Source organism: Cupriavidus sp. CuC1 (genome assembly GCF_044627735.1).
In the GTDB taxonomy this organism is placed as follows: domain Bacteria; phylum Pseudomonadota; class Gammaproteobacteria; order Burkholderiales; family Burkholderiaceae; genus Cupriavidus; species Cupriavidus ulmosensis.
Genome location: NZ_JBIUHC010000166.1, coordinates 1 through 22,010 on the forward strand (window position 1 = coordinate 1; position 22,010 = coordinate 22,010).

General features: G+C 59.8%; 20 protein-coding genes and 5 pseudogenes. 12 read left to right on the plus strand and 13 right to left on the minus strand.

Annotation, left to right across the window (positions count from 1 at the left end):
• Positions 1-59 precede the first annotated feature (59 nt).
• From ACGLHR_RS42355 to ACGLHR_RS42365, 3 genes and pseudogenes are all read right to left on the minus strand, one after another.
• The gene (locus ACGLHR_RS42355) at positions 60-257 is read right to left on the minus strand and encodes an alpha/beta fold hydrolase (protein WP_400101868.1); all 198 of its coding nucleotides are present in this window, start codon (positions 255-257) and stop codon (positions 60-62) included.
• Between the two features lie 1,144 nt (positions 258-1,401).
• A pseudogene (locus ACGLHR_RS42360) lies at positions 1,402-1,542 on the minus strand (flavin reductase family protein); the annotation flags it as partial.
• Positions 1,543-1,764: 222 nt separating this feature from the next.
• Positions 1,765-3,831: pseudogene (locus tag ACGLHR_RS42365) on the minus strand (efflux RND transporter permease subunit); the annotation flags it as partial.
• A 103-nt stretch (positions 3,832-3,934) separates the two neighbouring features.
• On the opposite strand from ACGLHR_RS42365, the gene tnpA reads away from it, so the two are divergent.
• Positions 3,935-4,321, plus strand: coding sequence for an IS66 family insertion sequence element accessory protein TnpA (gene tnpA / locus ACGLHR_RS42370; RefSeq protein WP_400101894.1), 387 nt, complete (start codon positions 3,935-3,937; stop codon positions 4,319-4,321).
• 44 nt (positions 4,322-4,365) lie between these two features.
• A complete protein-coding gene (locus ACGLHR_RS42375) occupies positions 4,366-4,569 on the plus strand; it encodes a hypothetical protein (protein ID WP_400101896.1) in 204 nt (67 codons plus the stop codon).
• Here the strand turns inward: ACGLHR_RS42375 and ACGLHR_RS42380 are convergent.
• From ACGLHR_RS42380 to ACGLHR_RS42395, 4 genes and pseudogenes are all read right to left on the minus strand, one after another.
• Positions 4,527-5,534, minus strand: a complete 1,008-nt coding sequence (locus ACGLHR_RS42380; protein WP_400101870.1) for a tyrosine-type recombinase/integrase — start codon at positions 5,532-5,534, stop codon at positions 4,527-4,529. The genes ACGLHR_RS42375 and ACGLHR_RS42380 overlap by 43 nt on opposite strands.
• A pseudogene (locus ACGLHR_RS42385) lies at positions 5,531-5,938 on the minus strand (tyrosine-type recombinase/integrase); the annotation flags it as partial. The pseudogene ACGLHR_RS42385 and the gene ACGLHR_RS42380, both read right to left, overlap by 4 nt.
• Positions 5,939-6,248: 310 nt before the next feature.
• Positions 6,249-6,827 (minus strand): hypothetical protein, encoded by a 579-nt coding sequence (locus ACGLHR_RS42390; RefSeq protein ID WP_400101872.1) that lies wholly within the window; start codon positions 6,825-6,827, stop codon positions 6,249-6,251.
• Complete coding sequence (locus ACGLHR_RS42395) at positions 6,824-8,059, minus strand: site-specific integrase (RefSeq protein WP_400101874.1); 1,236 nt, start codon at positions 8,057-8,059, stop codon at positions 6,824-6,826. The genes ACGLHR_RS42390 and ACGLHR_RS42395 overlap by 4 nt, the downstream gene beginning before the upstream one ends.
• 176 nt (positions 8,060-8,235) lie before the next feature.
• Between ACGLHR_RS42395 and tnpB the strand changes: the two genes are divergently transcribed.
• Genes tnpB through ACGLHR_RS42410 form a run of 3 tightly spaced genes read left to right on the plus strand, consistent with a single transcriptional unit; the run spans position 8,236 to position 10,535 of the window.
• Positions 8,236-8,472: an IS66 family insertion sequence element accessory protein TnpB gene (gene tnpB, locus ACGLHR_RS42400; RefSeq protein ID WP_400101898.1), complete on the plus strand. Its 237-nt coding sequence runs from the start codon at positions 8,236-8,238 to the stop codon at positions 8,470-8,472.
• Positions 8,473-8,508: 36 nt separating this feature from the next.
• Entirely contained in the window at positions 8,509-10,020 is a 1,512-nt protein-coding gene (gene tnpC, locus ACGLHR_RS42405; RefSeq protein ID WP_400101876.1) for an IS66 family transposase, read from the plus strand.
• 17 nt (positions 10,021-10,037) lie between these two features.
• A complete protein-coding gene (locus ACGLHR_RS42410; RefSeq protein WP_267601639.1) occupies positions 10,038-10,535 on the plus strand; it encodes a hypothetical protein in 498 nt (165 codons plus the stop codon).
• A 54-nt stretch (positions 10,536-10,589) separates the two neighbouring features.
• On the opposite strand, the pseudogene ACGLHR_RS42415 reads toward ACGLHR_RS42410, so the two are convergent.
• Together ACGLHR_RS42415 and ACGLHR_RS42420 are read right to left on the minus strand one after the other, a co-directional pair.
• A pseudogene (locus ACGLHR_RS42415) lies at positions 10,590-11,687 on the minus strand (efflux RND transporter permease subunit); the annotation flags it as partial.
• Positions 11,688-11,858: 171 nt separating this feature from the next.
• Positions 11,859-12,300: pseudogene (locus ACGLHR_RS42420) on the minus strand (SDR family NAD(P)-dependent oxidoreductase); the annotation flags it as partial.
• 203 nt (positions 12,301-12,503) lie between these two features.
• On the opposite strand from ACGLHR_RS42420, the gene ACGLHR_RS42425 reads away from it, so the two are divergent.
• On the plus strand, positions 12,504-12,692 hold the full coding sequence (locus ACGLHR_RS42425) for a hypothetical protein (protein WP_400101877.1): 189 nt from the start codon (positions 12,504-12,506) through the stop codon (positions 12,690-12,692).
• 191 nt (positions 12,693-12,883) lie between these two features.
• Here ACGLHR_RS42425 and ACGLHR_RS42430 read toward each other — a convergent pair whose 3' ends face one another.
• A complete protein-coding gene (locus tag ACGLHR_RS42430) occupies positions 12,884-13,783 on the minus strand; it encodes a LysR substrate-binding domain-containing protein (RefSeq protein WP_267602786.1) in 900 nt (299 codons plus the stop codon).
• A 272-nt stretch (positions 13,784-14,055) separates the two neighbouring features.
• Here ACGLHR_RS42430 and ACGLHR_RS42435 point away from each other — a divergent pair, with 272 nt between their 5' ends.
• The 4 genes from ACGLHR_RS42435 (at position 14,056) to ACGLHR_RS42450 (ending at position 18,198) form a co-directional block, all read left to right on the plus strand.
• Entirely contained in the window at positions 14,056-15,159 is a 1,104-nt protein-coding gene (locus ACGLHR_RS42435) for an alkene reductase (RefSeq protein WP_400101879.1), read from the plus strand.
• A gap of 159 nt (positions 15,160-15,318) precedes the next feature.
• Entirely contained in the window at positions 15,319-16,074 is a 756-nt protein-coding gene (locus tag ACGLHR_RS42440; RefSeq protein ID WP_400101881.1) for an SDR family NAD(P)-dependent oxidoreductase, read from the plus strand.
• 643 nt (positions 16,075-16,717) lie between these two features.
• Entirely contained in the window at positions 16,718-17,314 is a 597-nt protein-coding gene (locus ACGLHR_RS42445; protein ID WP_400101883.1) for a TetR/AcrR family transcriptional regulator, read from the plus strand.
• Entirely contained in the window at positions 17,314-18,198 is an 885-nt protein-coding gene (locus tag ACGLHR_RS42450) for a LysR substrate-binding domain-containing protein (protein WP_400101885.1), read from the plus strand. The genes ACGLHR_RS42445 and ACGLHR_RS42450 overlap by 1 nt, the downstream gene beginning before the upstream one ends.
• Here ACGLHR_RS42450 and ACGLHR_RS42455 read toward each other — a convergent pair.
• The 3 genes from ACGLHR_RS42455 to ACGLHR_RS42465 all read right to left on the minus strand — a co-directional run bounded on the left by ACGLHR_RS42455 (position 18,145) and on the right by ACGLHR_RS42465 (position 20,010).
• On the minus strand, positions 18,145-18,546 hold the full coding sequence (locus ACGLHR_RS42455; protein WP_400101887.1) for an EthD family reductase: 402 nt from the start codon (positions 18,544-18,546) through the stop codon (positions 18,145-18,147). The genes ACGLHR_RS42450 and ACGLHR_RS42455 overlap by 54 nt on opposite strands.
• Before the next feature lie 99 nt (positions 18,547-18,645).
• The gene (locus ACGLHR_RS42460; RefSeq protein ID WP_400101889.1) at positions 18,646-18,846 is read right to left on the minus strand and encodes a hypothetical protein; all 201 of its coding nucleotides are present in this window, start codon (positions 18,844-18,846) and stop codon (positions 18,646-18,648) included.
• Positions 18,847-18,900: 54 nt separating this feature from the next.
• Positions 18,901-20,010 (minus strand): alkene reductase, encoded by a 1,110-nt coding sequence (locus ACGLHR_RS42465; protein WP_267606391.1) that lies wholly within the window; start codon positions 20,008-20,010, stop codon positions 18,901-18,903.
• 347 nt (positions 20,011-20,357) lie between these two features.
• On the opposite strand from ACGLHR_RS42465, the gene ACGLHR_RS42470 reads away from it, so the two are divergent.
• Positions 20,358-21,227 (plus strand): NAD-dependent epimerase, encoded by an 870-nt coding sequence (locus ACGLHR_RS42470; protein ID WP_400101891.1) that lies wholly within the window; start codon positions 20,358-20,360, stop codon positions 21,225-21,227.
• A gap of 220 nt (positions 21,228-21,447) precedes the next feature.
• Positions 21,448-21,837: a hypothetical protein gene (locus tag ACGLHR_RS42475; RefSeq protein WP_400101892.1), complete on the plus strand. Its 390-nt coding sequence runs from the start codon at positions 21,448-21,450 to the stop codon at positions 21,835-21,837.
• Positions 21,838-22,010 lie beyond the last annotated feature (173 nt).

Consider the following 22,010-nt stretch of genomic DNA (forward strand, 5'->3'; position numbering starts at 1 on the left):
ACCGGCCTTCGATCATCGCCGCGTGCTGGGTTCAGGCAACGTTGTGGTGATGTCATGATTTACGGAAAGATCAATAGGTCCGGCGCAATGCAGCGTGCGTAGGGCGCCACGTGAGGTATCACGTTCCTCCAGATGTAAGACGACGTCGGGTTTCCGTGGAGGAAAACTACCGGCTTCCCGTCGCCCACATCGACATACGCCATCTTTTTTCCATGACTTTTGCAGAAACGCTTGGGTTGCTCGTCGGTCGAGAACATTAGGAGCTCCAATGATGAGAGGTTTCGAGCGGGGGCCGAGACATGCCGGTTGTTGGCACTTCCAAGTACCCATGATGTGACGTACTTTACGTTGGCCCGTCAACGTGGGCAGGCCTTGATGAGTAACTTATGCACCAACAAGGCTTTGCAGGTTGGCGAGCATGCCTCACAGGCGTGCTTGCCGGTGAGTGTTCGTGGGGTTAGATGGGGTGCACTTGCGCCTCATCCGCCGTCACACCGTCACACCGTCACGACGATCTTGCCGAACTGTCCGTTTTTCTCGAACTTCAGCCGGACCGGGAGCCGGTACTCTCGATGAATTCGAGAACTTCCGGGCCACCGGGTTTTGCGAACTTGATAATGCGTGATATGAGAGCCTCTTAACTGGATGCGTTAGTGGAGAAATTATCTATTCCGTCCCGCTTCGAGAAGACTCCGAATCGGATATGTGTCATTCCATACCGGGATTAGTAGCGGACGCCGCGTGCGGGATGGCTTGGCAAGAACCTTGGTCGTCATGCGACCTGATGCGAGTAAAGGTGAGATCAATGTATCCGACGCGCCGTGGCACGCGAGTCCGGACCCTACATGGGTGTCCGCCCGATACATCCGGTTCGTGTCGGCTGCATTGCGGCTAAATGTAGCAGCAGGCCGGCTGGCCGAGAAAGACCTTGTGCGCATGGCCCCATGCTTCTGAAGCAGGAAGCCGGTGGCACAAGGGATGGCGTTCCGCCCGGCGGCATGCGGTCGGGTGGAACGCGTGCCTTGCGCTGCCTTTACCTACGCGCTGAATCACCTCGCAGCCTTCTTTCGGTCATATCAGGTCCGCTAAAGAACCACGTCGCGATTGAAATGCCAGCGCCAGAACTTCGCTGTCATGTCCGGGGGGCAGAAGATCTGGATCAACGAGTGCCTGACTCGGAGGATTGCGCTCTACCGGGCGTAGGACTCCGGGCAATCGTTCCGGGCGATCGTCACCGACGAGGCGGACGGTGGCCGCAGCCCGAGCAGTGCGGTCTGGGTCCTCGCCGCAGGCGCACATCGATCTCGATGGTGTAGGACGCCCGACACAAGCGAGCGCTTTCATACACAAAGCCGGGGAAGTGGTGGCAAACATGGAGCAGGCGGGTCAGCAGCATGGTGGGTATGGAGCGAGATTTGGCCGTCCCTCGGCGTCGTGGCTTGAGATCCATCCGATTACGCGTGGCGCCACGATGGCCTTAAACGGGTCTCTGAGAAGCCCGTGGCCATCGTCCGGATGATAAAAGTGCGTGTCCGAGCCCATGGAGGCAACCGATTCAGCGGCGACGAAGCCGCGGGTGACGTCGTGGCGACTGGCTAGAGGCGACGACTTCCAGGTAGCGCCCGATAAAAAGGGTCCTGGCTGTCTGATTCGGAATGGAGTCGTTAGCCCGCTCTGGCATCGCGTTCGCGTCATGGATCATGAGCGTAGGCCCGCAGGAGGCGGCGCCAAGGAGTGCTTTCGACGACGAGCTTGGCAGAAGGATCATGGCGTGCCCGCTGGTCCGGTTTGCCCGGAGGCAAGATGCTGGGCTTGCGTACCTCGGGAGCTGAGCGTCGCCAGCTTCCGGAAGATCACGTAGAAGACAGGCGTCAGTATCAATCCGAAGACGGTCACTCCAATCATTCCAGCGAACACCGCTACGCCCATGGCCCGGCGCATCTCTGCGCCTGCACCGTGCGAGGTGACCAGTGGCAGAACGCCCATCACGAATGCGAAGGACGTCATTAGTATCGGGCGCAGCCGCAGTCGGCTGGCCTCGATTGCCGCCTCCACGATCGTGCGACCCTCATGCTCCAGTTCCCAGGCAAACTCAATGATCAGGATTGCGTTCTTCGCCGACAGCCCAACCAACACGATGCAGCCAATCTGGGTGAAGATGTTGTAGTCGCCTTTCGTGAGCCACACGCCCGTCATCGCGGCCAGGAGGCTCATCGGCACGATCAGGATGACCGCCAATGGCAACGTCAGGCTTTCATATTGTGCCGCGAGGACCAGGAAGACCAGAAGTACACATAGCGGAAATATCCAAATCCTGGTGTTGCCGGCCAGAATGTCCTGATAGGTCAGTTCGGTCCATTCAAACTTTATGCCCTTGGGCAATGTTTCCAATGCGACCTGTTCGGCCGCGTCGCGGGCCTGCCCGGACGAGTAGCCCGGCGCCGCGCCACCATTCATATCTGCAGCGGTGAAGCCGTTATACCGGACTACACTATCCGGACCGAATCCTTGTTGCACACGAACAAGGGAAGATAGCGGCACCATCTCGCCGGAGAGACTGCGCGTCTTGAGTTGCTGAATATCCTCGGCGCGAGTGCGGTAGCTGGCATCAGCTTGGACCCTTACCTTATAGGTTCGACCAAATTGGTTGAAGTCATTCACGTAGGCTGAGCCGAGATAAGTCTGCAGAGTATCGAATACGTCGGTAACCGCTACACCGACCTGCTTCGCCTTGACACGATCAAGGCTAACATCGAGTTGAGGGACATTGACCTGGTAGTTACTGAAGAGGCCTGCGAGGCGTTGAATAGAGCCTCGTAACCGAGCGCGGCTCGGTCCTCGATCATCATCTTGAAGCCCCCGATTGTACCGAGTCTCACCGGGGGAGGGGGCACTACCCCGATGAGCGCATCGCGGACCTCGCCATAGCGCCGGGTTGGTTCTCGTCCGATCGCGAAGCTGGTCTGGTCATCGCGGCTGCGCTCGCTGAAAGGTTTTAGCGTGACGAATAGCACCCCCGAGTTCGGGCTGTTGGTCAGCCCGTTGATGGAGAGGCCGGGGAACGCCACCGCCGCCCTCGACATCGGGATGCTTTAGCGCAATCGCGGACATGCGCCGGATGACGTGCTCGGTGCGGTCCAACGTGGCGCCTGCCGGCAGGCGAGTGAAGGCCACAAGATGCTGTTTGTCCTGAGCGGTTACGAAGCCCTTGGGGACGAGCTGAAACATTGCCCAGGTCAATCCGAGCATGAGCACGTAAACACCGAATGCGGTGGTCTTGCGGGCGACCACGCCCTTGACGCCACGTGCGTAACGATCGGAGCTGTGTGCGAAGAATCGGTTAAAGCGGCGGAAGAAGCCGCCCAGAACGCGGTCCATCCCGCGCGACAACCGGTCCTTCGGGACATCATGGCCGCGCAACAGGAGTGCGGAAAGCGCCGGCGAGAGCGTTAGCGAGTTGACCGCCGAGATGACTGTTGAAATCGAGATGGTCAGTGCGAACTGCTTGTAGAACTGGCCCGTCAGCCCAGTCATGAACGCTAGCGGGACGAAGACAGCGATGAGGGTGAGCGCGATTGCGATGATGGGACTGCTGACCTCTTTCATCGCCTTGTACGTAGCCTGTTTTGGCGCAAGGCCGTCCGCGATGTTGCGTTCGACGTTCTCGACCACCACGATTGCATCGTCCACCACGATACCGATCGCGAGCACGAGACCGAATAAGGAAAGCGCGTTAATCGAGAAGCCGAACAGATGCATCAACCCGAACGTTCCGACGATCGACACCGGCACAGCCAGCAACGGGATGATCGACGCGCGCCAGGTCTGAAGGGTAACCGTCAGCGGAACCCGGCTGGCGAGTCGTGGGCGCTGATGAGAAGGTTACGGCTTCACGGTAGGCGGGAGTGGAGTGATGGCCGATCAGCGCGAGGGTATGAGCGGACGAGCAGGGGCAAGGTATGACCGGCACGGCGAAGCCTTCTGGCGCGAGATGCTCGCACAATGGGGTCACAGCGGCGGGAGCATTCGAGCCTTCTGCCGACAGCACGGCTTGGCCGTTAGCACCTTCGGTCTGTGGCGCAAGCGATTGAACCACGAGCCACCGGTGACGCCGCCCATGGCAGTGACCCCGAATACGGCATTCATCGCCGCGGCAACGACAGCGCTACCGAATGTCCTGCCGGCGAGCGACCCGGCACCATCGAAGTCACGCGACCAAGTGGTCGTCACGCTGGGCGGCGCACGTATCGAGATGGCCGGGGTGCATGCCGAACGCATCGTGCGCTTCGTGTTGGGGCAGTTGGGAGGCGGCCGGTGCTGATCAGCGGCGATGTGCAGGCTTTCATCTGCCGTGACGCGGTCGACATGCGCAAGTCCATCGACGGCCTGTCGTATCTGGTGGAGCCGTTGCTGGCCAAGAATCCCCTGTTATGTGGCGAGACTAAGTATGTAGCCACCAACCGCAAGCACGCAGCCAGGCGTTTGATCGTATGGCCGTCGTCCCTGAGGCCGGCGACACATAAGAGCTACAGTCTCTCAAGCAGACTTAGGACGGCATCCTTCGGTTGAAACCGATGGGCTGCGGATCCTCGGATAGCTGCCTTGTCCAGGCCGCGTCGCATCATTTCGATATCCGCCGCGGCGTAGCGATGGGTAGTGGCAACCTGTGCGTGCCCGAGCCACGCTTGGATCGTTAGAAGATCCACTCCCGATTGAAGCAGCATCATCGCGAGTGAATGCCGAAAGACGTGCGGGGAGATCTCCTTTCGCGCGAGTTCGGGCATATGCTTGGATGCTGTGGCGACAGCGCGACGCACGATGTGGATGGCACCGAAGCGCGTCAGACGCTCTCCGCGAGCGCCGACGAATACCGGCACCGGGTCATGCCGAGCAATACCACTCTCGCGCAACAAACTCTCGATTGCTGCGACGAGGTCGCGGGCCAAGGGAACTACGCGTTGTTTGCGACCTTTGCCGCGAAGCATGACATGCGAACGCGCCCCGTCCAACGACAGGTCGGCTGCCTCGACACCGAGAGCCTCGGAAACCCTGGCTCCGGTGCGCGCGAGGAACAACAGCAGCACACGGTCACGACGCCCGCATGGCGAGCTCTTGCTCGGCGCATCAAGAAGTGCGTCGAGCTCGGCTCGGGAAAGATAATGGGGCATGGGCACGTCAGACTTCTTGCTTGGGATCGAAAGCACGCGCTGAGCCACGCCAATCGAGCCGGGGTCGCTAGCCGCGACATGATGGAAGAATGATCGTATCGCCGTAAGACGAGCGTTGCGAGTATGCACGCAGTTGCCGCGCGAGTGCTCCAGATGGTCCAGGTACGCCAAGATCATGTCCCGGTCGAGGTCCTCGACTGCGAGGGCGCATGGCTTCTTGCCGGTTCGCTCTGAGGCGAAGAGGACCAGCAGCCGAAGAGCATCCCGGTATGCCGCCACCGTGGCCCGTGTGGCGTTGCGCTGTTGCGTCAGCCGATGGTGGAAGAACGACTCGAGATGTCGGGCGAGTGAGGGTTGGCCGTTCATGTGAGACCTCCTGCGCGGAAGACGTTTGCTGCGGCCAGGCCCAGCAGCTCCGGCGTGGCTGTAATGTAGTAGGCGGTATCGCTGTATCGGCCGTGGCCCAAGTAAGTCGCCAGCAGTGGCAGCATCGATTGAACGTTGGCCTTCTGTTTATGCCAGTTTGCGAGGCGTGTGACGGCGAATCGATGACGAAGGTCGTGAGGCCGCAAGACTTGGATCCCTGTCCTGTTCACACCAGCGAGTTCACAAGCTTGCCCGAATCCGTAGTACAGACCGGATGGCGACAGTCTGGTGCCGCGCGTGCTGACGAAGAAGGCTGAGCTCGCCGGTGCCGGGAACGCGAGATCGCGATGCCGAGCATAGTCATGCAGCGCGGCCAGAGTGGTGGCGTGGACGGGGACCAGTCGGTCCTTCTTGCTACGCCGCTAGCGGCGTAGTCACCGCTATGCCGCATCGTTAACTATGTTCGATTTGAACGGGGCGACGGCCAATTCAAAGGGAATCAACGAAAAATGATCGGCATAGTCTGATGGATGTCAGGCTCGCTTTTACGAGAGGCGCAGCAGGTCATGGAGAAGTTGTACCCGAAAACGCGGGTCGCACTCGCTCGATGCCAGAGGGACCTTGGGCGGAACGGTTTCTCAAGGGTCTGAAGCCATTGAAACTATGCCGATCCAGGCGACCTCAGAATGACGTCCTGCTGGCTCTTTGCCAGCATCATCGTGATCCAATCTCAGCCTGATCGGCATTGCCAGGAATGCGGCATAGTTCCGGAACTTGGATTTTGCGGATCTGCAGAACACCGGTGCTCAGATCAACATCGGCGCGATCGAGGCGCAGTGCCTCCCCTGAACGCGGTCCCGTGCTCGCCAGCAGACCTATCACGGTAGCCAGTGTTAGCCCCCTCAATGGCTGGGCGGTCGATATCCGGATGCACGCAGCCATCAACGAGCGCAGCTCTTCTTCACTCAAGATCCGCGGCGGAGGAATGGCGCGTGAGCGAGGCAAGGCACGACGATCGAATGACCCGGTGCGAGGGTCGAACGCCGCATAGTACTCTGCGAAGCGTCGAACTACACCATAGCGGATGGCCCTGCCGTTGAGCGTGAGGTTGCTAGCCATGACGAAGTCCACGGCCAGAGCTTGAGACAATGGACCACTCGCATGGTTGGAGCACACGTAGCGGAGAAACGCGTGGAGCGACGCGGCTTGTTTGCGAAACTGATAGCCAAGCGAGCGCTGAAGGGCGATGTAACTCTCCACCCTGGCGGTCAACGCAGTCACGAATGTGCTCATGATGCACCTCCGGGAAACGGCAACGCGACGTCAGCAAGTTGCGTTACGGCGACCTTGATGTAGAGGTATGTGGTATCGATGTTCCGATGACCCAGTAGATCGGCGACCTCCTTGATCGGTAGTCGCTTCTCGACCAACCGTGTAGCAAGGCTATGGCGCAGAAGATGCGCGCCACCGCGTTGAATCCGGATTCCGGCACGCTCCAGCCGGAAGCGGACAATGCGCGAGATGTTGCTGCTGTGGCAGAAGGGGCGCACAGGGGGAACGCACGAAAGAAATACCCTGCGGTCTGTGGTCACCGGCCGCGCATGAAGCACGTACTTGGCAAGTGCTGCGCCGGTCTCCTCGAGCAGCGGCACGACACGGTCGCGGTGTCCCTTAGTGTGGCGCAATACCAGCTCTCCGGCACGCCACCGTATGTCGCCGAGCTCCAACTCGCGCAGCTCTCTGTTACGCAGACCCGTCGTAGCCAACAGCAACATCATCGCGCGGTCGCGCATGCCCGACGGTGTCGTGGTCTCGATAGCGTCGATCGCGCGCCGCACGTCCTCCCACGCCACTCGCGGCGGCAGGTGAGCGAGACGCCAGCAAGGTGTCTTCGGCACGAACTGCGCTAGGTCCTGGGCGTTGAGGTTCTCCCAGTGCAGGTAGCGCAGGAACGAGCGCATGTACGATGTGGTGGATGATCTGGCACTGTCGCTGCGGCATCCAGACAGCAGGTCACGCGTCATGACTAGAACATGCTTCGCGACGAGTGCGGAAAGTGGCGCACCAGACAAGTGCCGCCTATGCCAGACCAGGATCCGCCGAGCTGTTAGAACGAGTCCTTCGCAAGTCTTCAGGCGCAAGCCGCGAATGACACGCAGGTGTTGCAGATAGTCGGCAAGCAGTGGGCGGTCCGGGTCGTCCTGGGACGGTTCGACTGCAAACCGCTCCGGAAAGCACCGCGCTGCAAAGCAGATCGCTCCTTGTGCAGCCCAGCGTGCGGCCGTCGTCGGTCTTGCCCGTAGATAGCGATCGACGATCTGCGGAGGAATCGGTGTCGACTTGCTACAGCCGCATCCGGTCGCGTACGCGCTGAATCGCGCGATGCGCGCCAGATATAGCTTCGCCGAGCCGCGCTTGTAGCCTGCTCTCGACAGATCGGCAGCAATGCCATCGATCTCATTGCCGAGCGCGCCACTGCGAAATCGGGCAATCACTCGACGATACTTGAAATAGAGTTCTAGCATGACCACTCCTTCCGTTGCAAAGACCGGGGACAATCCCCGGCATGGAGAGAGTGGAATCCAAATGATTATGTGGCGGTAAACAGTTCGATGGCAGGCAATCCCGGAGGTGTTGCCAAGTTACGTCGCATATCACAGTTCGCCACATAACAGGGGCTATGTGTCGCGGCACATAGCCCCTGTCGGGCCACCTGTTTGTCTTCGTCGGCCGCGATCGATCGAAGGTCAAGATTCTGTATTGGGACCGCACCGGCTTCGCGTTGTGGTACAAGCGGCTTTCGCGCGGCCGGTTTCCTTCGCCGGCGACGCTAGCCCAGCGTGGCTTCACGCTGGCCGAATTGAACGCCTGGCTCGAAGGCATCGAGATCCCGGCGGTTCGGCCCCACTGCACCGTCGCGGCCACGCGCATCTTGTGACTTGTAAACCTGCCGGCGCTGGCGCATCATGGCGCCATGCTTCCGGTACTGACCCCCTCCGACCTGCCAGCCGATCTCGAGGCGGTACGTACCCTCGCGCTGGAGCAGAACCGGGTCGCCCGCGCGCTGTGGGAGCAACTGGAGATATTGAAGCACCAGATCGCGCAGCTTAACCGCGCGCACTTCGGCGCCAGCTCCGAACGTCTGCCGGGTCAGGCCGAACTCTTTGCCGCGCCGCTCGATCTGCCGTCACCGCCAACCGCCGCAGAGGTCAAAGTGGCGGGCCACACCCGCAAGGGGCGCCCGGCACTGCCCAAGGACCTACCGCGCACGCGGATCGAATACGATCTGTCCGCGGCGGAGAAGGCCGCCTTCGATTCACTGCAGCGCATCGGCGAGGAGCGCAGCGAGACGCTGCATTACGAGCCAGCCAAGCTCAGCGTGATCGAGCACATCCGCTTCAAGTATGCGGCCATGAAGAACGGTGAGTCCACCATCGTGACCGCCACCGCGCAGCCCTCGCCGTTACCCAAGAGCAACGCCAGCGCGGGCCTGCTCGCCAACATCCAGGTCAATACCTTTGTGGACCACTTGCCGATCCACCGGCAGGAGATGGGCTACGCCCGCCTGGGCATTCATCTGCCGCGTGCCACACTGTGCGAATGGAAGCTGGGGTCGGCCGAGTTGCTGCAGACGCTCTTACCATCCTTGCGCATTCACATCCTACAAGCACCGCGCCTGCACCTGGACGACACCACGCTGCCGTTGCTCGAACGCGGGCGCGCCACCACCAAGCAGGCGCACCTGTGGGGCTACCTCGGAGCCGGACAGCGACAGGAGAACGGGCTGTGGGTCGATCACCCGCCGGCGGTCATGTTTGAGTTCGCCGAATCCCGTGCCGCCACCCATCCGCTCACCTTCCTGCGCGACTATCGGGGGTACCTGCAGGCCGACGCCTACAGTGGTCACGATGCCCTCTATCGCACCGGCCGCATCATCGAAGTCGGTTGTTGGGCGCATTGCAGGAGACGCTTCTTTGAGATCGCCAAGGTGCAGAAGACGCCGGGGTTGGCGGCACAGGCGCTGGCGTGGATCGCTCGGCTGTATGCCATTGAGGCCGGCATCAAGGACAAGCCACCGGATCACAAACTGGCAGAGCGACAGGCGCAATCCGTGCCGCTGCTCGCGCAGTTCCACCAGTGGCTGCTAGGCAATGCCCATGGTCTGCTGGCCAGGCAGCCGTTGGCGCAGGCCTTCGGCTATGCACTGCGGCATTGGCAGGCCCTCGTGCGTTATACGGAAAGCGGTATCCTGGAGCCGGACAACAATCGCCTCGAGCGCGCCATCCGCCCAATTGCCGTTGGCAGAGCGAATTTTATGTTCGTGGGCTCGCCGCGTGGCGGGCGTGCCGCCGCGACGATGTACTCGCTGTTGGGTACCTGTCGCCTGAATGGTATCGAGCCCTATGCCTGGCTCAAGGATACGTTGGAGCGCTTGCCTGCCTACCCCATCAGCCGGGTCCACGAACTGCTTCCGCTGCCACGCTAACCGGTAAACTGCGCGTCATGGACATTCTTGACGCACTGCGCCTCGCCCCAAGCGCCGACTTGTACCGCTTGTATCTGACCATCGGGCGGATGCTCGACGATCCGAAGCGGATTCTGGAGAGCCGCCGGCACCTGCATATCGGCATGACCGTCAGCTACGTCGCCGACGATCTCATCCAGCCGCTGCGGCAGGGCCGTATCCTCGAGCTGCGGCAGACGCAGGCCGTGGTCGAGGACACCGCCACGCGCCGGCGCTGGGCCTTGCCCTATGCCGCGGTCATCGCCGATGCCACCGCTGCGGCCCAACCGTCACCGCAGGCCTCTCCACCCCCGCCCCGTGCGCAACGTGCTGACTTCATGGTCGGTGACACGGTGGCCTTTACGGACCAGCACCTGCATGAGCGCATCGGCACCGTCGTGCGCGTCAACCAGAAGACCGTGTCCGTGCAGTGCAATCCCGACGAGGGCCACTGGCGGGTCTCCTTCGCGTTTCTGCGTAAAGTGGTCGATCTGTAGCCGTCACCCACGGTCAGAGGAAGGCGTCAAGTCCATTACAGATGGGTTCCGCTGACGCTTACTCTGAAGGAACAGAATCACGACCAGGACAACGAGCGCGATCGCCTCGAACAGCGTGTGCACAACGGCATTGATGCTGTGACGGACGAACTCGGTGGGATCGTAGACGATTTTGTAATCGATATCATCCTGGAAACCGGCTTTGGCATCCTTCATGATTTCGCGTGCAGCGTCCGAAATGTTGATCGAATTCGATCCAGGCGCCTGCGAGATGAGCAATGCGACTGCGGGCTTGTTGTCGAGCAACGACCGAACGTTGTATTCGGACGCACCCAATTCAATCCTGGAGATATCTCGTAAGGACGTCACTGCCCCCGTAGCCGAAGTCCGAACCACGATCGCACCGAACTCCTCGACTGTGTTCAGTCTCCCCTGCGCGTTTACCGACAGCTGGAGATCGTTGTCAGGGGGCGATGGCGATGCGCCGATCACGCCGGCGGCTACCTGTACGTTCTGTTCTCGAATGGCCTTGACGACGTCGCTTGCCGTGAGTCCCCGCTCAGCGGTCTTGGCCGGATCGAGCCAGACGCGCATGGAATAGTCGCCTGAGCCCAGTAGCAGCACTTGGCCAACGCCGGGTATCCGTGCAAGCCTGTCCTTGACATTGATTAGCGCGTAATTGCGTAGATATGTCGTGTCGTATCGGTTGTTTGGCGACACCAGATGGATGACCATGGTCAGATCCGGGGCGCTCTTGACGGTCGTAACACCGAGTCGGCGGACATCTTCGGGCAGGCGTGGCTCGGCCTGTGCTACTCGATTCTGGACAAGCTGTTGTGCTTTGTCGGGGTCCGTGCCCAGTTTGAATGTGACGGTCAATGTCAATTGGCCGTCGCTATTCGACTGCGAGGACATGTAGAGCATGTCCTCGACACCGTTGATCTGCTCTTCTAGCGGCGTGGCCACTGTCTCGGCGATGACCTTCGGATTGGCCCCTGGGAACTGTGCCTTGACAACCACCGCCGGCGGCACCACCTCTGGATATTCCGACACAGGAAGCCGGAACATGGCGATCGCACCGATTAGAAAGATCAGCGCGGAAAGCACGCCGGCGAAGACGGGACGGTCGATGAAAAACCGGGAGAAGTTCATAGGTGGCAATGACGGCAGACTGGGTAGGGCGGTTCACGGGAGCCACTACGGCAGAGCGGCGGTCGCCGCGATTCTGCCGGTCCGCTGATCGGACGCAAAGCTGCTCTTTCTGAACACGTGGAAACGCACAGGTCGAGTAGTTGACGGGAGCCCGGAGATCAATTGGATTTATCCCTGGAAGGGATAGGTCGATGACGACATTTCGTTTGTTCCGCATCGGTCGGGGCACTCGAGCATCACGCGCATCTCGTGCTTCACCCTGAGCAATGTGTGGAGCACGTTGGTGTCGAAAGTGGCCGCATCGTCTCGGGAGTCAGTTCCGTCACTGGTCCAGACTGGCCCTCCGTGCCGGCGATGCTGACGGCCACGTCGAAGCGGCCGAAGCGGGCCACGGTCTGATCGACTAGATCGCGAACCTGATCGTCGTGGCGGACGTCGGCCCGGATGAAGGCGACCTCGGCACCGAGTTGCTGAAGCTCGGTTTCGAGGGCCTTGCCTTCGGCCTGCCGGCGCCTGGAAACGACGAGATGGGCACCACTCTTGGCAAAGGCAGAGCGGTGACGCGGCCGATGCCGGTCAGCGCTCCGGTGAGGAGGACTACGGGCTTGGTCATGATTCAACAGCTCCGTTCGATATGATTTGCGGGGTGTGGGGAGGGGAGCCGGCACCAAGATCCCGGCCCGGACGGGGACGCCCCCAATGCGCGGCCGGGAGAAACAATCTACGATCTCGTGACAAAATTGGAAAAGACTTTATAAGCTGGCGGTCATACCTCGCAGGCATGTCGGCTCGCGATTGAGCCGCAGCGCGCACGGCGTGAAGCTGACCGCGGCGGGCAAGGCCTTTAACGGCCGGCGCATCCCCTCGCCGCAATCGAAAGACTCTATGCCTTTACAAACCGGCAGAATTCCTATCGCCCGGAATGTGGAAACGCCGTCGATGACCAAGGAAATTCATCGGCGGCATCCGGATGCCAGACGCGCTCCCGACCGCCGCTGCGCTTAAGGATGAGCCAATTGCCTTCGACCGAATTTCGCCGCAGTGCGTTGATGGCGATGCGATAAACGCCTTCGAATTCGTGCAACTTTTTGGCGGGCGAGATCCTGCAAGGCCGGGGCCCGGGCGGCAACGAGGGCAAAGGGCCGATCAGGCAGACTTCGTCGCAAAGGGGCTCGATTGATGCCGGCCGCAAGCATTCAATTCTCCTTTTCGGGCATCGGTGCCCGCAGCTCTTCAAGCCTGGAGAGGAACAGCTTGAGAATCGGCGAAGTGTTTGCCTTGCTGTAACCCACGGCCAGATCGATCGTTGGCCCTTCGCCCTCCAGCGGACGGCTGACCACGGACTGCGGCAGCAGATTCTTCGCATAGGCGGGCATAAGCGCCAACCCGCGGGTCGACGCAACTAGGGAAATGGCCATAGCCATGTTGTCCACCCCATGATCCAGTTTGATGTCCAGGCCGGAGCGGCGCAGATAGTCCTCGGTCACGGCGCGCAGCAATGTGGCTTTGTTCGAACCGCCGATGAAGATCTCGCCGATGAATTCCCGCGGGTGAATCGCTTTGCGGCTGGTGAGGCGATGGTCGCTCGGCATCAGGACGATCAGCGGTTCGTGGTCCACCACCTCGTAGTCCAGGTCGAAGGCCGGCTCAGCGCGCAGGAAGGCCACGTCGAGCCGGCCGCGGACGAGCGCCTCGGCGAGGTCTGGCGAATAGTCGCTCGATACCGTGACCTGGATGTTCTCCAGTTCGTCGCGCAGCACATACATGGCCCGCGGCAGCCAGTTCATCTCGTGACCGGTCTGGAAGCCGATGGCGAACGTCGTCCTTGCGGGCTGCGTGGCCCTGCGCGCCGCTTCCACCGCGGCATCCACCTGCGCCAGCGCCAGACGGGCATGGTCCAGAAAGGCCTTGCCTGCGGCGGTGAGCTCGACGCCATGAACGCTGCGAGACAGCAACTCGGCCCCGACCTGATACTCCAGGTCGCGAATCTGCCGGCTCAGCGAAGGCTGGGAGATGTGCAGCCGGAGCTCGGCGGCCGTCGTCAGGCTGCCTTCCTCGACCACGGCAACGAAATACCGTAAATGCCTCAATTCCATAGCCATTCCATGCCTGAAAGGTATACCCCCCAGCTTACAAAGTATTTTCCATGTGCGCTACGGACGCCTACATTGGCCACATGGCGAGTCGATGTTGATCGCGTCATCGCCTACGTAAAAGATGGACGTACACCGTATTTCTAGGGGCCAAATCACTACGTCGTACCTCAGTCGTTTCCTGGGGTGTATCTAGCCAGAGCGAGGCCGGCCAGCGACTTCAAAAAATGAGGGCGCGGACCGATCTACTCATTCGCGCATCGCTGCGCTGCAACATGACAAAACTCTTCTCTCCCGTAAAACTCGGTGCTATTAACCTGTCCCATCGTGTGGTGCACGCGCCTATGACCCGAATGCGATCGGACGATGGGGATGTCCCCGGTGATCTGATGGTCGAATATTATTCACAGCGGGCCACTCCTGGCGGTCTTCTCATCTCGGAAGGACCGGCTGTCGGAATCGGGGGCCGCGTCTATTACCGCAGCCCTGGCATCTGGTCTGAGGAGCAGACTGCCGGCTGGAAAAGAGTGGCTGACGCGGTGCACCAGAAAGGTGGCGTCTTCTTTACCCAGTTATGGCACGGCGGCCGTATGGCCCACATAGATCTTACGGACGGCGCAACACCCTTGGCGCCATCGGTAGTGCCTTTCAACGGTGTCGCTATCACACCCAGGGGCGTTTTCCGGGCGTCACCGCATCGAGAGATTGGGATTGAGGAAATTCCCGGCCTTGTCGACCAGTTCCGCAGAGGGGCAAAGAACGCTAAGGCTGCTGGAGTTGATGGTGTCGAGTTACATGCCGCAAACGGTTACTTGATCGATCAGTTTCTCCTCGATGGCGTTAACAAACGAACCGACGCGTACGGTAGTTCGGTAGAGAATAGGGCACGTTTTCTAATTGAAATAGTCGAGGCGATTGTCGATGTTTGGGGCGGCGACCGCGTCGCGGTTCGCCTTTCGCCAAGTGGCAAGCACGGTGATGTTTTGGATAGCAATCCGCAAGCGACATTTGGTTATGTTGCTGAACAACTGAATCGATTCAATCTAGCCTATTTGCACATCATCGAGCCGCGCATTGTCGGCGACCATGACAACGAGGATCCGAGCACTCAAGCGCCTGTTGCTGCGGCATCTTTGCGCAAGATTTTCCGTGGTCCGATCATCGCTGCGGGTGGCTTTGTTGGCGATACGGCAAATGAAATCCTAGAGCGCGGAGACGCCGATGCCGTGGCATTTGGTCGCTATTTCACATCAAATCCCGACCTGGTTAAACGTCTTCAGCGAGGGCTACCGATTGCCAATTACGATCGTGATTCTTTTTACGGCGGAGATCGTCGCGGCTATTCCGACCTGCCTTTCTATAACGATGTAGCCATGTGACATTGCAATGCCACCTCTCAGAAACCCAGCAGCGGATGATTCGTAACCGATTACTTCGCACCGCCCGGGAATCCCGTTGGTTGGATGTACGTATCGTGGCTCCTCGTATTTCACGCTGTGCGTTCATACATGTAACCTAGTCAGATATAAGGAACTAAAATGAAAAACCAAGTCGTTCTCATCACGGGAGCCCTTACAGGCATCGGCCGAGCGGCCGCATTCGCTTTCGCTAGAAAAGGGGCGCGAGTGGTTGTGTCTGGCCGGCGTGAGGAGGCAGGCTACGCGCTTGCACACGAGCTCAAAAAAATAGGCGCAGAGGCCGAATACATCCACGCGGATGTTCGGAATGAAGAGGAAGTGAAGAACCTGGTGGCAAAGACGATTACACGATTTGGCAAACTGGACATTGCTGTGAACAATGCCGCGACCGAAGGGCAAGTTGGGCCGATTACAGACCAGACTGCGGAAAGTGTTGCTGCAACGTTCGACACGAATGTCGTTGGCGTGCTGCTCAGTATGAAGCACGAAATCCTTGCGATGCAAGCCAACGGTGGCAACAACAAGGGCAACATTATCAACATCTCGTCGACCTATGGTCACAAGGGAGCAGCATTCGCGTCGGTCTATGTTGCCGCTAAGCATGCGGTAGAAGGGATCACAAAATCCGCTGCGCTTGAACTCGCGAGCTCTGGGATTCGTGTGAACTGCGTTTCTCCTGGTCCCACCGACACCGGGATGTTAACCCGCTTCACCGGAACAGACGAGAACAAGGCAATCCTCGTCGAGGGAGTACCGCTTGCTCGACTTGGTCGTTCGGAAGAGGTCGCCGATGGAATCGTGTTCATCGCCTCGGACGAAGCTAGGTTTATTACTGGCCATAGCCTTAACGTTGATGGCGGGCATAGCGCTGTCTAAGCGGGGGTTTAGGGCTGCGCTGAACAGATCAGTCTTCTCGAGAAGAAGCAAGTCGCGCCACGCGCGGCTTGGCTTGCAGGATTTGATGAGAGCTTCCGGCAGTTTCCAGGACGCTTTGCTTGCCCCTTTAAGCGTTGTTCAAACTGGAGTAGGCTAGCGTTCCGGTCATGGCCCGGCCAACATCGCGACGTGAATAGAGGTCCATTACTGCAGCTGCGTTTGACCAGCCCTCGGCCGTCGAGATGTAGATGAAGTCTGTGACCCGCTTCTGGTCTGGTTGGCGCGTCTGCTTTGAACGCATGCTAGAGGTGGGTCGGGGCGATGTGGTTTTCCAGTCTTGTCGAATCGTCATTGGGCGGCATACAGTGCCTGCGTCGGGCTTGCAGGTTGGTGGGCTGGTTCAGCCGGGCTACGCATGACTCGCTGGCAGCCCGCAGGTCATGCAAGGCCGCGGGCTGCCGTAGGGTTCGGTCACTGAGTTCGAAACTCTCATGGATGCGACGCGTGAGGCGCGCGTCGGCCAAACCACGCTCGCTCAACGGCCGTGCAAGCCCTTATAACCCTCTGGCTCAAAAGTGCGTTGGGGAGCGTAGAGCAAGCCCCCGAGTTTGATATCAAAAAGATGTACGACTAAATTAGGCTAATGAATAGGCTCAACAACAGGGAAAAGCTCCTTATTGAGGGCGCGCGGGTGGTTCATAAGCACGGGTTGTCTGCGACCAGTGTTCGGGACATAACAACCGCTGCAGGTGTGCCTTTGGGATCATTTACCAACCACTTTCCTTCCAAGGACGCTTTCGGTTTGGAGGTGTTGGAGCGCTATAGAAGCCGCTCAGAAGCGGAGGTGCAAGCAACTTTGCTCAATGACCAGTTGCGCCCGCTCGACAGGCTGTCTGCCTACATCGACAGCGCTCGCGACTTTCTCAACCAGAATCAAATGTGTGATGGCTGCCTCTGTGGAAACATCAGCGCAGAAGCCAACGAACACAGCGATGAAATCGTCGATCGAGTGGTACGAGCATTCGCGGACGATGAGAGATCCATTGCCTACTGCCTTTGGGCGGCTGTGGAGGCAGGTGAGCTTCCTCCCGACACTGATGTCGAAGACCTTGCGGGATTCGTTTTGTCGTCGCTTCAAGGCGCATTCCTGGTGGCGAAAGTGCGGAGAAGCCCCGAGCCGGTAAATCGATTCAAGCGTGTTCTGTTTGCACGGCTTGGGACCGGGTGTCCAGAAGTCTAATGGATAGCCTCAGTGGGATTTCGACGTTTGTGCAGGTGGCGGAAACCCGCAGTTTTACGGAGGCGGGACGGCTGCTCGGCGTATCGTCTTCAGCTGTCGGCAAGAGCGTCGCGCGCACCGAGGAGCGCCTGGGGGTGCGGCTGTTTCACCGCAGTACGCGCAGCATCACGCTTACGGCCGAAGGTTCCTTGTTCCTGGAGCGATGCCGCCGCATCCTGGGCGAAGCCGAAGCGGCGGTGGCCGAACTGTCTGATGCCGCCCGCAGTCCGCGCGGCAGGCTACGGATCAGCACGCCGCAATTGTCAGGGTTGATCATACCGGCGCTGGACGGCTTCATGGCGCAATACCCAGAAATCGAGCTGGATGTCGATCTCTCCGATCGCATGGTGGATGTCATAGAGGAGGGCTTCGATGCGGTCATTCGCACGGGCGAGCAGCACGACTCAAGACTGGTGTCGCGCCGTCTGGGTTCCTGCGGCCAGGTGCTGGTCGCCTCGCCCGGCTACCTCCAGCGGCAGGGCGTCCCCGCACATCCGTCCGAACTCGTTCGGCACGCCTGTTTGCTGCATAGATTTCCAGCTACCGGCAAGCTGGAACGCTGGCCATTCCAGCTCGCTGCCTCGGAAGCGGAACCGGAACTGCCGCAAACCTTCGTCAGCAACACGATTGAAGTCCTGGGTTTTCTGGCACTTCAGGATAAGGGCTTGGCCTTCCTGCCAACCTTCCAGGTGCGGGATGCGCTGGCGAGTGGTGCGTTGCAGATCGTACTCGATGATTTCATAGACCAGATCGTTACCTTATGGCTCTTGCGGCCGGCGAGCCGTTACGCCTCACCCAAGCTGCGTGTTTTTTTCGACTATATCAGCCGGAATTTGCAGATCTAGACACGAGCAAGCTACTGCGCCGTGGGGCCCATGGTGAAGTCGAAGGCAGCCATGCTCTTCGCATGGCTGCGTTGAATTCTTCAGCATGAGGTCCGAGCCCAGTCTCGAAGGCTTCGACCGACTCACTGAAGATATGACACTGAAGATATGACACTGAAGATATGACACATCGCCACATAGGCGGCGGTATTGCCGGCGTTGGCGGCTGAAATGCCCCTTGTCTATCGTGTAGTATTTGCAGGCATCACCCAGGCGCGCCTGTACCAGCGGCATATGCTTGTCGCGATAATAAGTGTGATCAAAACGGGCACCAAGCTCATTGGCGTACATCACGCTGACTTTGATCATGTTCGATTTCTCATGGCGTCATCATTGATGAGAGCGATGGGTGTACAGTGGCCGGCCAGCGATACCTGCCTTGGGGATAGCCAGAGCAGGTATAACGTTCTAGCGATAGGCAGTGGCGAACTGCTTTGCGAACGCCTCGATGGAAAGCCCCGCCATTTTGGGCTTGGTTTCTTGAATGTGCTCGAACATTAGGCCCTTGTCGAGAGTATCGAACATCTCGACGTAGTCGTTGGCCGCGCCCTCGGCGAACCCGTAGCCAAGAAGGACCTGTTTGAAGTCGCTCGCCGTAAACTTGACCAATTTAAGGTCGGGGATTCCGATTTCCCCGCCGATGATATTGAAGGGATGCTTCGTTTACGCGGATACCATGTCGTTGCGATAGAACGGATAGTCAGTGTAACCGACTTCTGTGCCGCCAAAAAAGGTTTGACGGTCGTACGGATTCAGTGGCAGCTTGTGGCGCAGGCGCGCGGGCAGATCGGGATTGGCGATGAAGTCGCGACCGAATGCGACGAGATCGGCGTCACCCGCCTGCAGAACGGCTTCCGCGGTGTGGCCCTTGAATCCGCCGGCGGCGATGATAGTGCCCTTGTAATGCTTGCGAATCAGCTGTGCCGCGACCGGGTTCGGGTCTTTGCTCTCATCGTCGACATTGCCAAACACACGTGGCTCGATCAGGTGCAGGTATGCCAGGTTGAGCCCGGCTAATTCCTGCGCCACGTAGGTGAACAGTCCTTCCGGGTTGCTGTCGGACATATCGCCCCAGGTGCCGCTGGGGCCGAGGCGCACAGCCACGCGTTCGCTACCCCAAACCGAGATGACGGCCTGGGTGACCTCGATCAGGAAGCGGGCCCGGTTCTCGAACGAGCCGCCGTAGATATCGGTGCGCTTGTTGCTCCCGTCCTGCAGGAACTGATCGAACAGGTAGCCATTGGCGGCGTGCATTTCAACGCCGTCGAAGCCGGCCTGCTTGCCGCGGATGGCTGCTGTGCGGAAGCTCTCGATCAAATCGGCGATCTCCGGGAGGGTCAGCGCGCGGCTCGGTGTGTTCGGAACCCAGCCCGATTCGGTGTAGGCGACCCCGCCATGCGGGACTGCCGATGGCGCCGCCGGCTGAGCGCCGTTCGGCTGCAACTGGCTGTTGGACTGGCGCCCGGCATGGTAGAGCTGCAGGAAGATGCGGCCGCCTTTGGCGTGCACGGCGTCGGTCACCAGCTTCCAGCCGGGAATCTGGATGTCGTCGTACAGGCCAGGTGCTCCGAGGTAGCCGTTGCCGTTGCGTGCGGCGATGGCACATTCGCTGATCAGTAAGCCGCCTGCGGAAGCGCGCTGGGCGTAGTACTCGGCCATCAGCGGGCCGGGCCGCGCACCTTCCTCGGCGCGCATGCGGGTGAGCGGCGCCAGCACCACGCGGTGGGAGAGTTCGTAGGGACCTACTTTGACGGGGGAATGAAGTCTGAACATGATTTCCTCGAGGATGAGTTGCCGATGAATTTCGGTGAACAGCAGGCTTTCCTTGAGGAGAGTGTATGGACAGATCCGAATACTAAAAAGAGGCTGGGGTTCCGAATATATAGGACAAAGATGTCCGAGATCGAGCCACCGGCGAGCGTGCCTGCAGCGCTCTTGATCCGCATTCCCGCTTATGCGCTGCACGCCTTCGGCAGGTAGATTCCCGGCTCCCGATCATTTATTGAATTTCCGCTCAAGAAGTCCGCCACGTCCAGCAGTTGAACGGTTGCCGTCTCCGGCTTTGCCGTCAGGCACGACGACATCCAGGCATAGCTGCTGTTCCAGGTACGCGTGCCGCGTTGGCGGGCATCGACGGGAAGATCGACCTGGCGTTCGCGGCCTATGTCGATGGCGGCAGCATGGAAAAGTCGATCAACGCCAACATCGCGATCCTGCAAAACACCCTCGAAGCGCTCTCGGCTCGAGATGTGCCGGTGGGTAACGTTGTATTGATGGGCGGCGCCAAATCCTATGGCTTCCACCTGGGTTCGATGAAGACTCCGGCTCGAGAGAGCGACCCCCGCCTCGCTGCACCCATCTTCTATCACCAGCAAGAGGATCTTTTGGCTGAGTGGGCGGAGCGCCACGGTGCGACCTGGACGGTGCTTCGCCCACACATGGTATTTGGCCCCAGCATCGCCTCGCCCATGAATCTGGTGACCGGGCTCGCCACCTTTGCCGCCATCTGCCGGGAACTCGGCGCTCCGCTCCGCTTCCCGGGGAGTTGGGGCACATGGTCGGCATTGCATCAAACCATGGATGCCCAGTTGTCTGGCCGCGCTTCGCTCTGGGCTCTGGATGCCGAAGGCGCGCGCAATCAGGTGTTCAACATCACCAACGGTGACTCGTTCCGCTGGCGTCATATGTGGGGCGTGATCTCAGAGGTCTATGGCATGGAGACGGGCGAGCCGCAGCCAATGAATCTCGCCACGCAAATGGACTCCATGAAGCCAGTGTGGGAAAGGCTTGTTGATAAATACGAACTGGTCCACACGCCATACGAGCAGATCGCAAACTGGGGATTCCTTGACGCGTGCCTGAATTGGGAGGAAGACATCGTCCTCAGCACGATCAAGCTGACCCAAGCCGGCTTTACCGAAGTCATCGACACGCATGACAGTCTTCGCCGACAACTCCTGCGGCTGCGTGAAATGAAGCTGGTTCCATAGGTCGCCCTTTCCGACCACGACTCGGGAATAGCGAAGGTGCCTCAACGCCAGAGCTGCCCCATGCCCGGAAGGTATGCCCACCGGCCTACAAAGTCTTTTTCTTTCGGGTCGTGAATCTCTAGATTCTTCCTGGCGGTGCGGTCGCTGCCGGTCGGCGTGAGGACGCCGGCAAGGTTGTTCGGGCGGGGAGATTTGCCCAGTCCGAAATCTGGAGTCAACCATGCTTAGTTGGACACTGAATAAGCTGACCGGCCTTTTCCAGCGCCAGTCTTCGACGCCGGCCACCCCGTCAACGCGCAAGAACACCGCGGTTCGCAGCAGCACGCCGGAGGAAGCCTTCGGGTCCGTATTCATCCCGAATCCGCATCTCGCCGCTCGCCGGGCGCAAGCGCTGCAATGCCTCTTTCCGAGGCTGTCCAGTTGGTTCGCGAGCACACGCGATTCGCTGTGCATCAGCGAGATCAATGAGTACCTTGCGCAAGCCAGCAACGTGACCGATCTCGATCAGCGAATTCGAGTGATCGAGCAGCGGCAGCATGCGTCTCCGGAAGAGGGCTGCTGCTGCGATGCCGCAGAGACAGAGTCCAAAGATTCTTTGCGGCCAACTTGAGCGGGCACAGCAGGCACCTACAAATGACTCAGGCTTCCGGGGTAATTTGCGAACAATGGGCATGAGTGCCATTACGCTGGGGGGGGGGTAACTGGGCAATCCACCCAAGTTAAGCAGCGCAAAGAAGGCCGCGATTGATCAACGCAAGGTCTTGACACGTGAGGAGATTTGAG

Bases quoted from the DNA above. Each gene is read 5' to 3' on its own strand.
- ACGLHR_RS42355 (WP_400101868.1), bottom strand. From the start codon at position 257: ATGTTCTCGACCGACGAGCAACCCAAGCGTTTCTGCAAAAGTCATGGA.
- tnpA (WP_400101894.1), top strand. From the start codon at position 3,935: ATGAGCGGACGAGCAGGGGCAAGGTATGACCGGCACGGCGAAGCCTTC.
- ACGLHR_RS42375 (WP_400101896.1), top strand. From the start codon at position 4,366: ATGCGCAAGTCCATCGACGGCCTGTCGTATCTGGTGGAGCCGTTGCTG.
- ACGLHR_RS42380 (WP_400101870.1), bottom strand. From the start codon at position 5,534: ATGAACGGCCAACCCTCACTCGCCCGACATCTCGAGTCGTTCTTCCAC.
- ACGLHR_RS42390 (WP_400101872.1), bottom strand. From the start codon at position 6,827: ATGAGCACATTCGTGACTGCGTTGACCGCCAGGGTGGAGAGTTACATC.
- ACGLHR_RS42395 (WP_400101874.1), bottom strand. From the start codon at position 8,059: ATGCTAGAACTCTATTTCAAGTATCGTCGAGTGATTGCCCGATTTCGC.
- tnpC (WP_400101876.1), top strand. From the start codon at position 8,509: ATGCTTCCGGTACTGACCCCCTCCGACCTGCCAGCCGATCTCGAGGCG.
- ACGLHR_RS42410 (WP_267601639.1), top strand. From the start codon at position 10,038: ATGGACATTCTTGACGCACTGCGCCTCGCCCCAAGCGCCGACTTGTAC.
- ACGLHR_RS42430 (WP_267602786.1), bottom strand. From the start codon at position 13,783: ATGGAATTGAGGCATTTACGGTATTTCGTTGCCGTGGTCGAGGAAGGC.
- ACGLHR_RS42435 (WP_400101879.1), top strand. From the start codon at position 14,056: ATGACAAAACTCTTCTCTCCCGTAAAACTCGGTGCTATTAACCTGTCC.
- ACGLHR_RS42440 (WP_400101881.1), top strand. From the start codon at position 15,319: ATGAAAAACCAAGTCGTTCTCATCACGGGAGCCCTTACAGGCATCGGC.
- ACGLHR_RS42445 (WP_400101883.1), top strand. From the start codon at position 16,718: ATGAATAGGCTCAACAACAGGGAAAAGCTCCTTATTGAGGGCGCGCGG.
- ACGLHR_RS42450 (WP_400101885.1), top strand. From the start codon at position 17,314: ATGGATAGCCTCAGTGGGATTTCGACGTTTGTGCAGGTGGCGGAAACC.
- ACGLHR_RS42455 (WP_400101887.1), bottom strand. From the start codon at position 18,546: ATGATCAAAGTCAGCGTGATGTACGCCAATGAGCTTGGTGCCCGTTTT.
- ACGLHR_RS42465 (WP_267606391.1), bottom strand. From the start codon at position 20,010: ATGTTCAGACTTCATTCCCCCGTCAAAGTAGGTCCCTACGAACTCTCC.
- ACGLHR_RS42475 (WP_400101892.1), top strand. From the start codon at position 21,448: ATGCTTAGTTGGACACTGAATAAGCTGACCGGCCTTTTCCAGCGCCAG.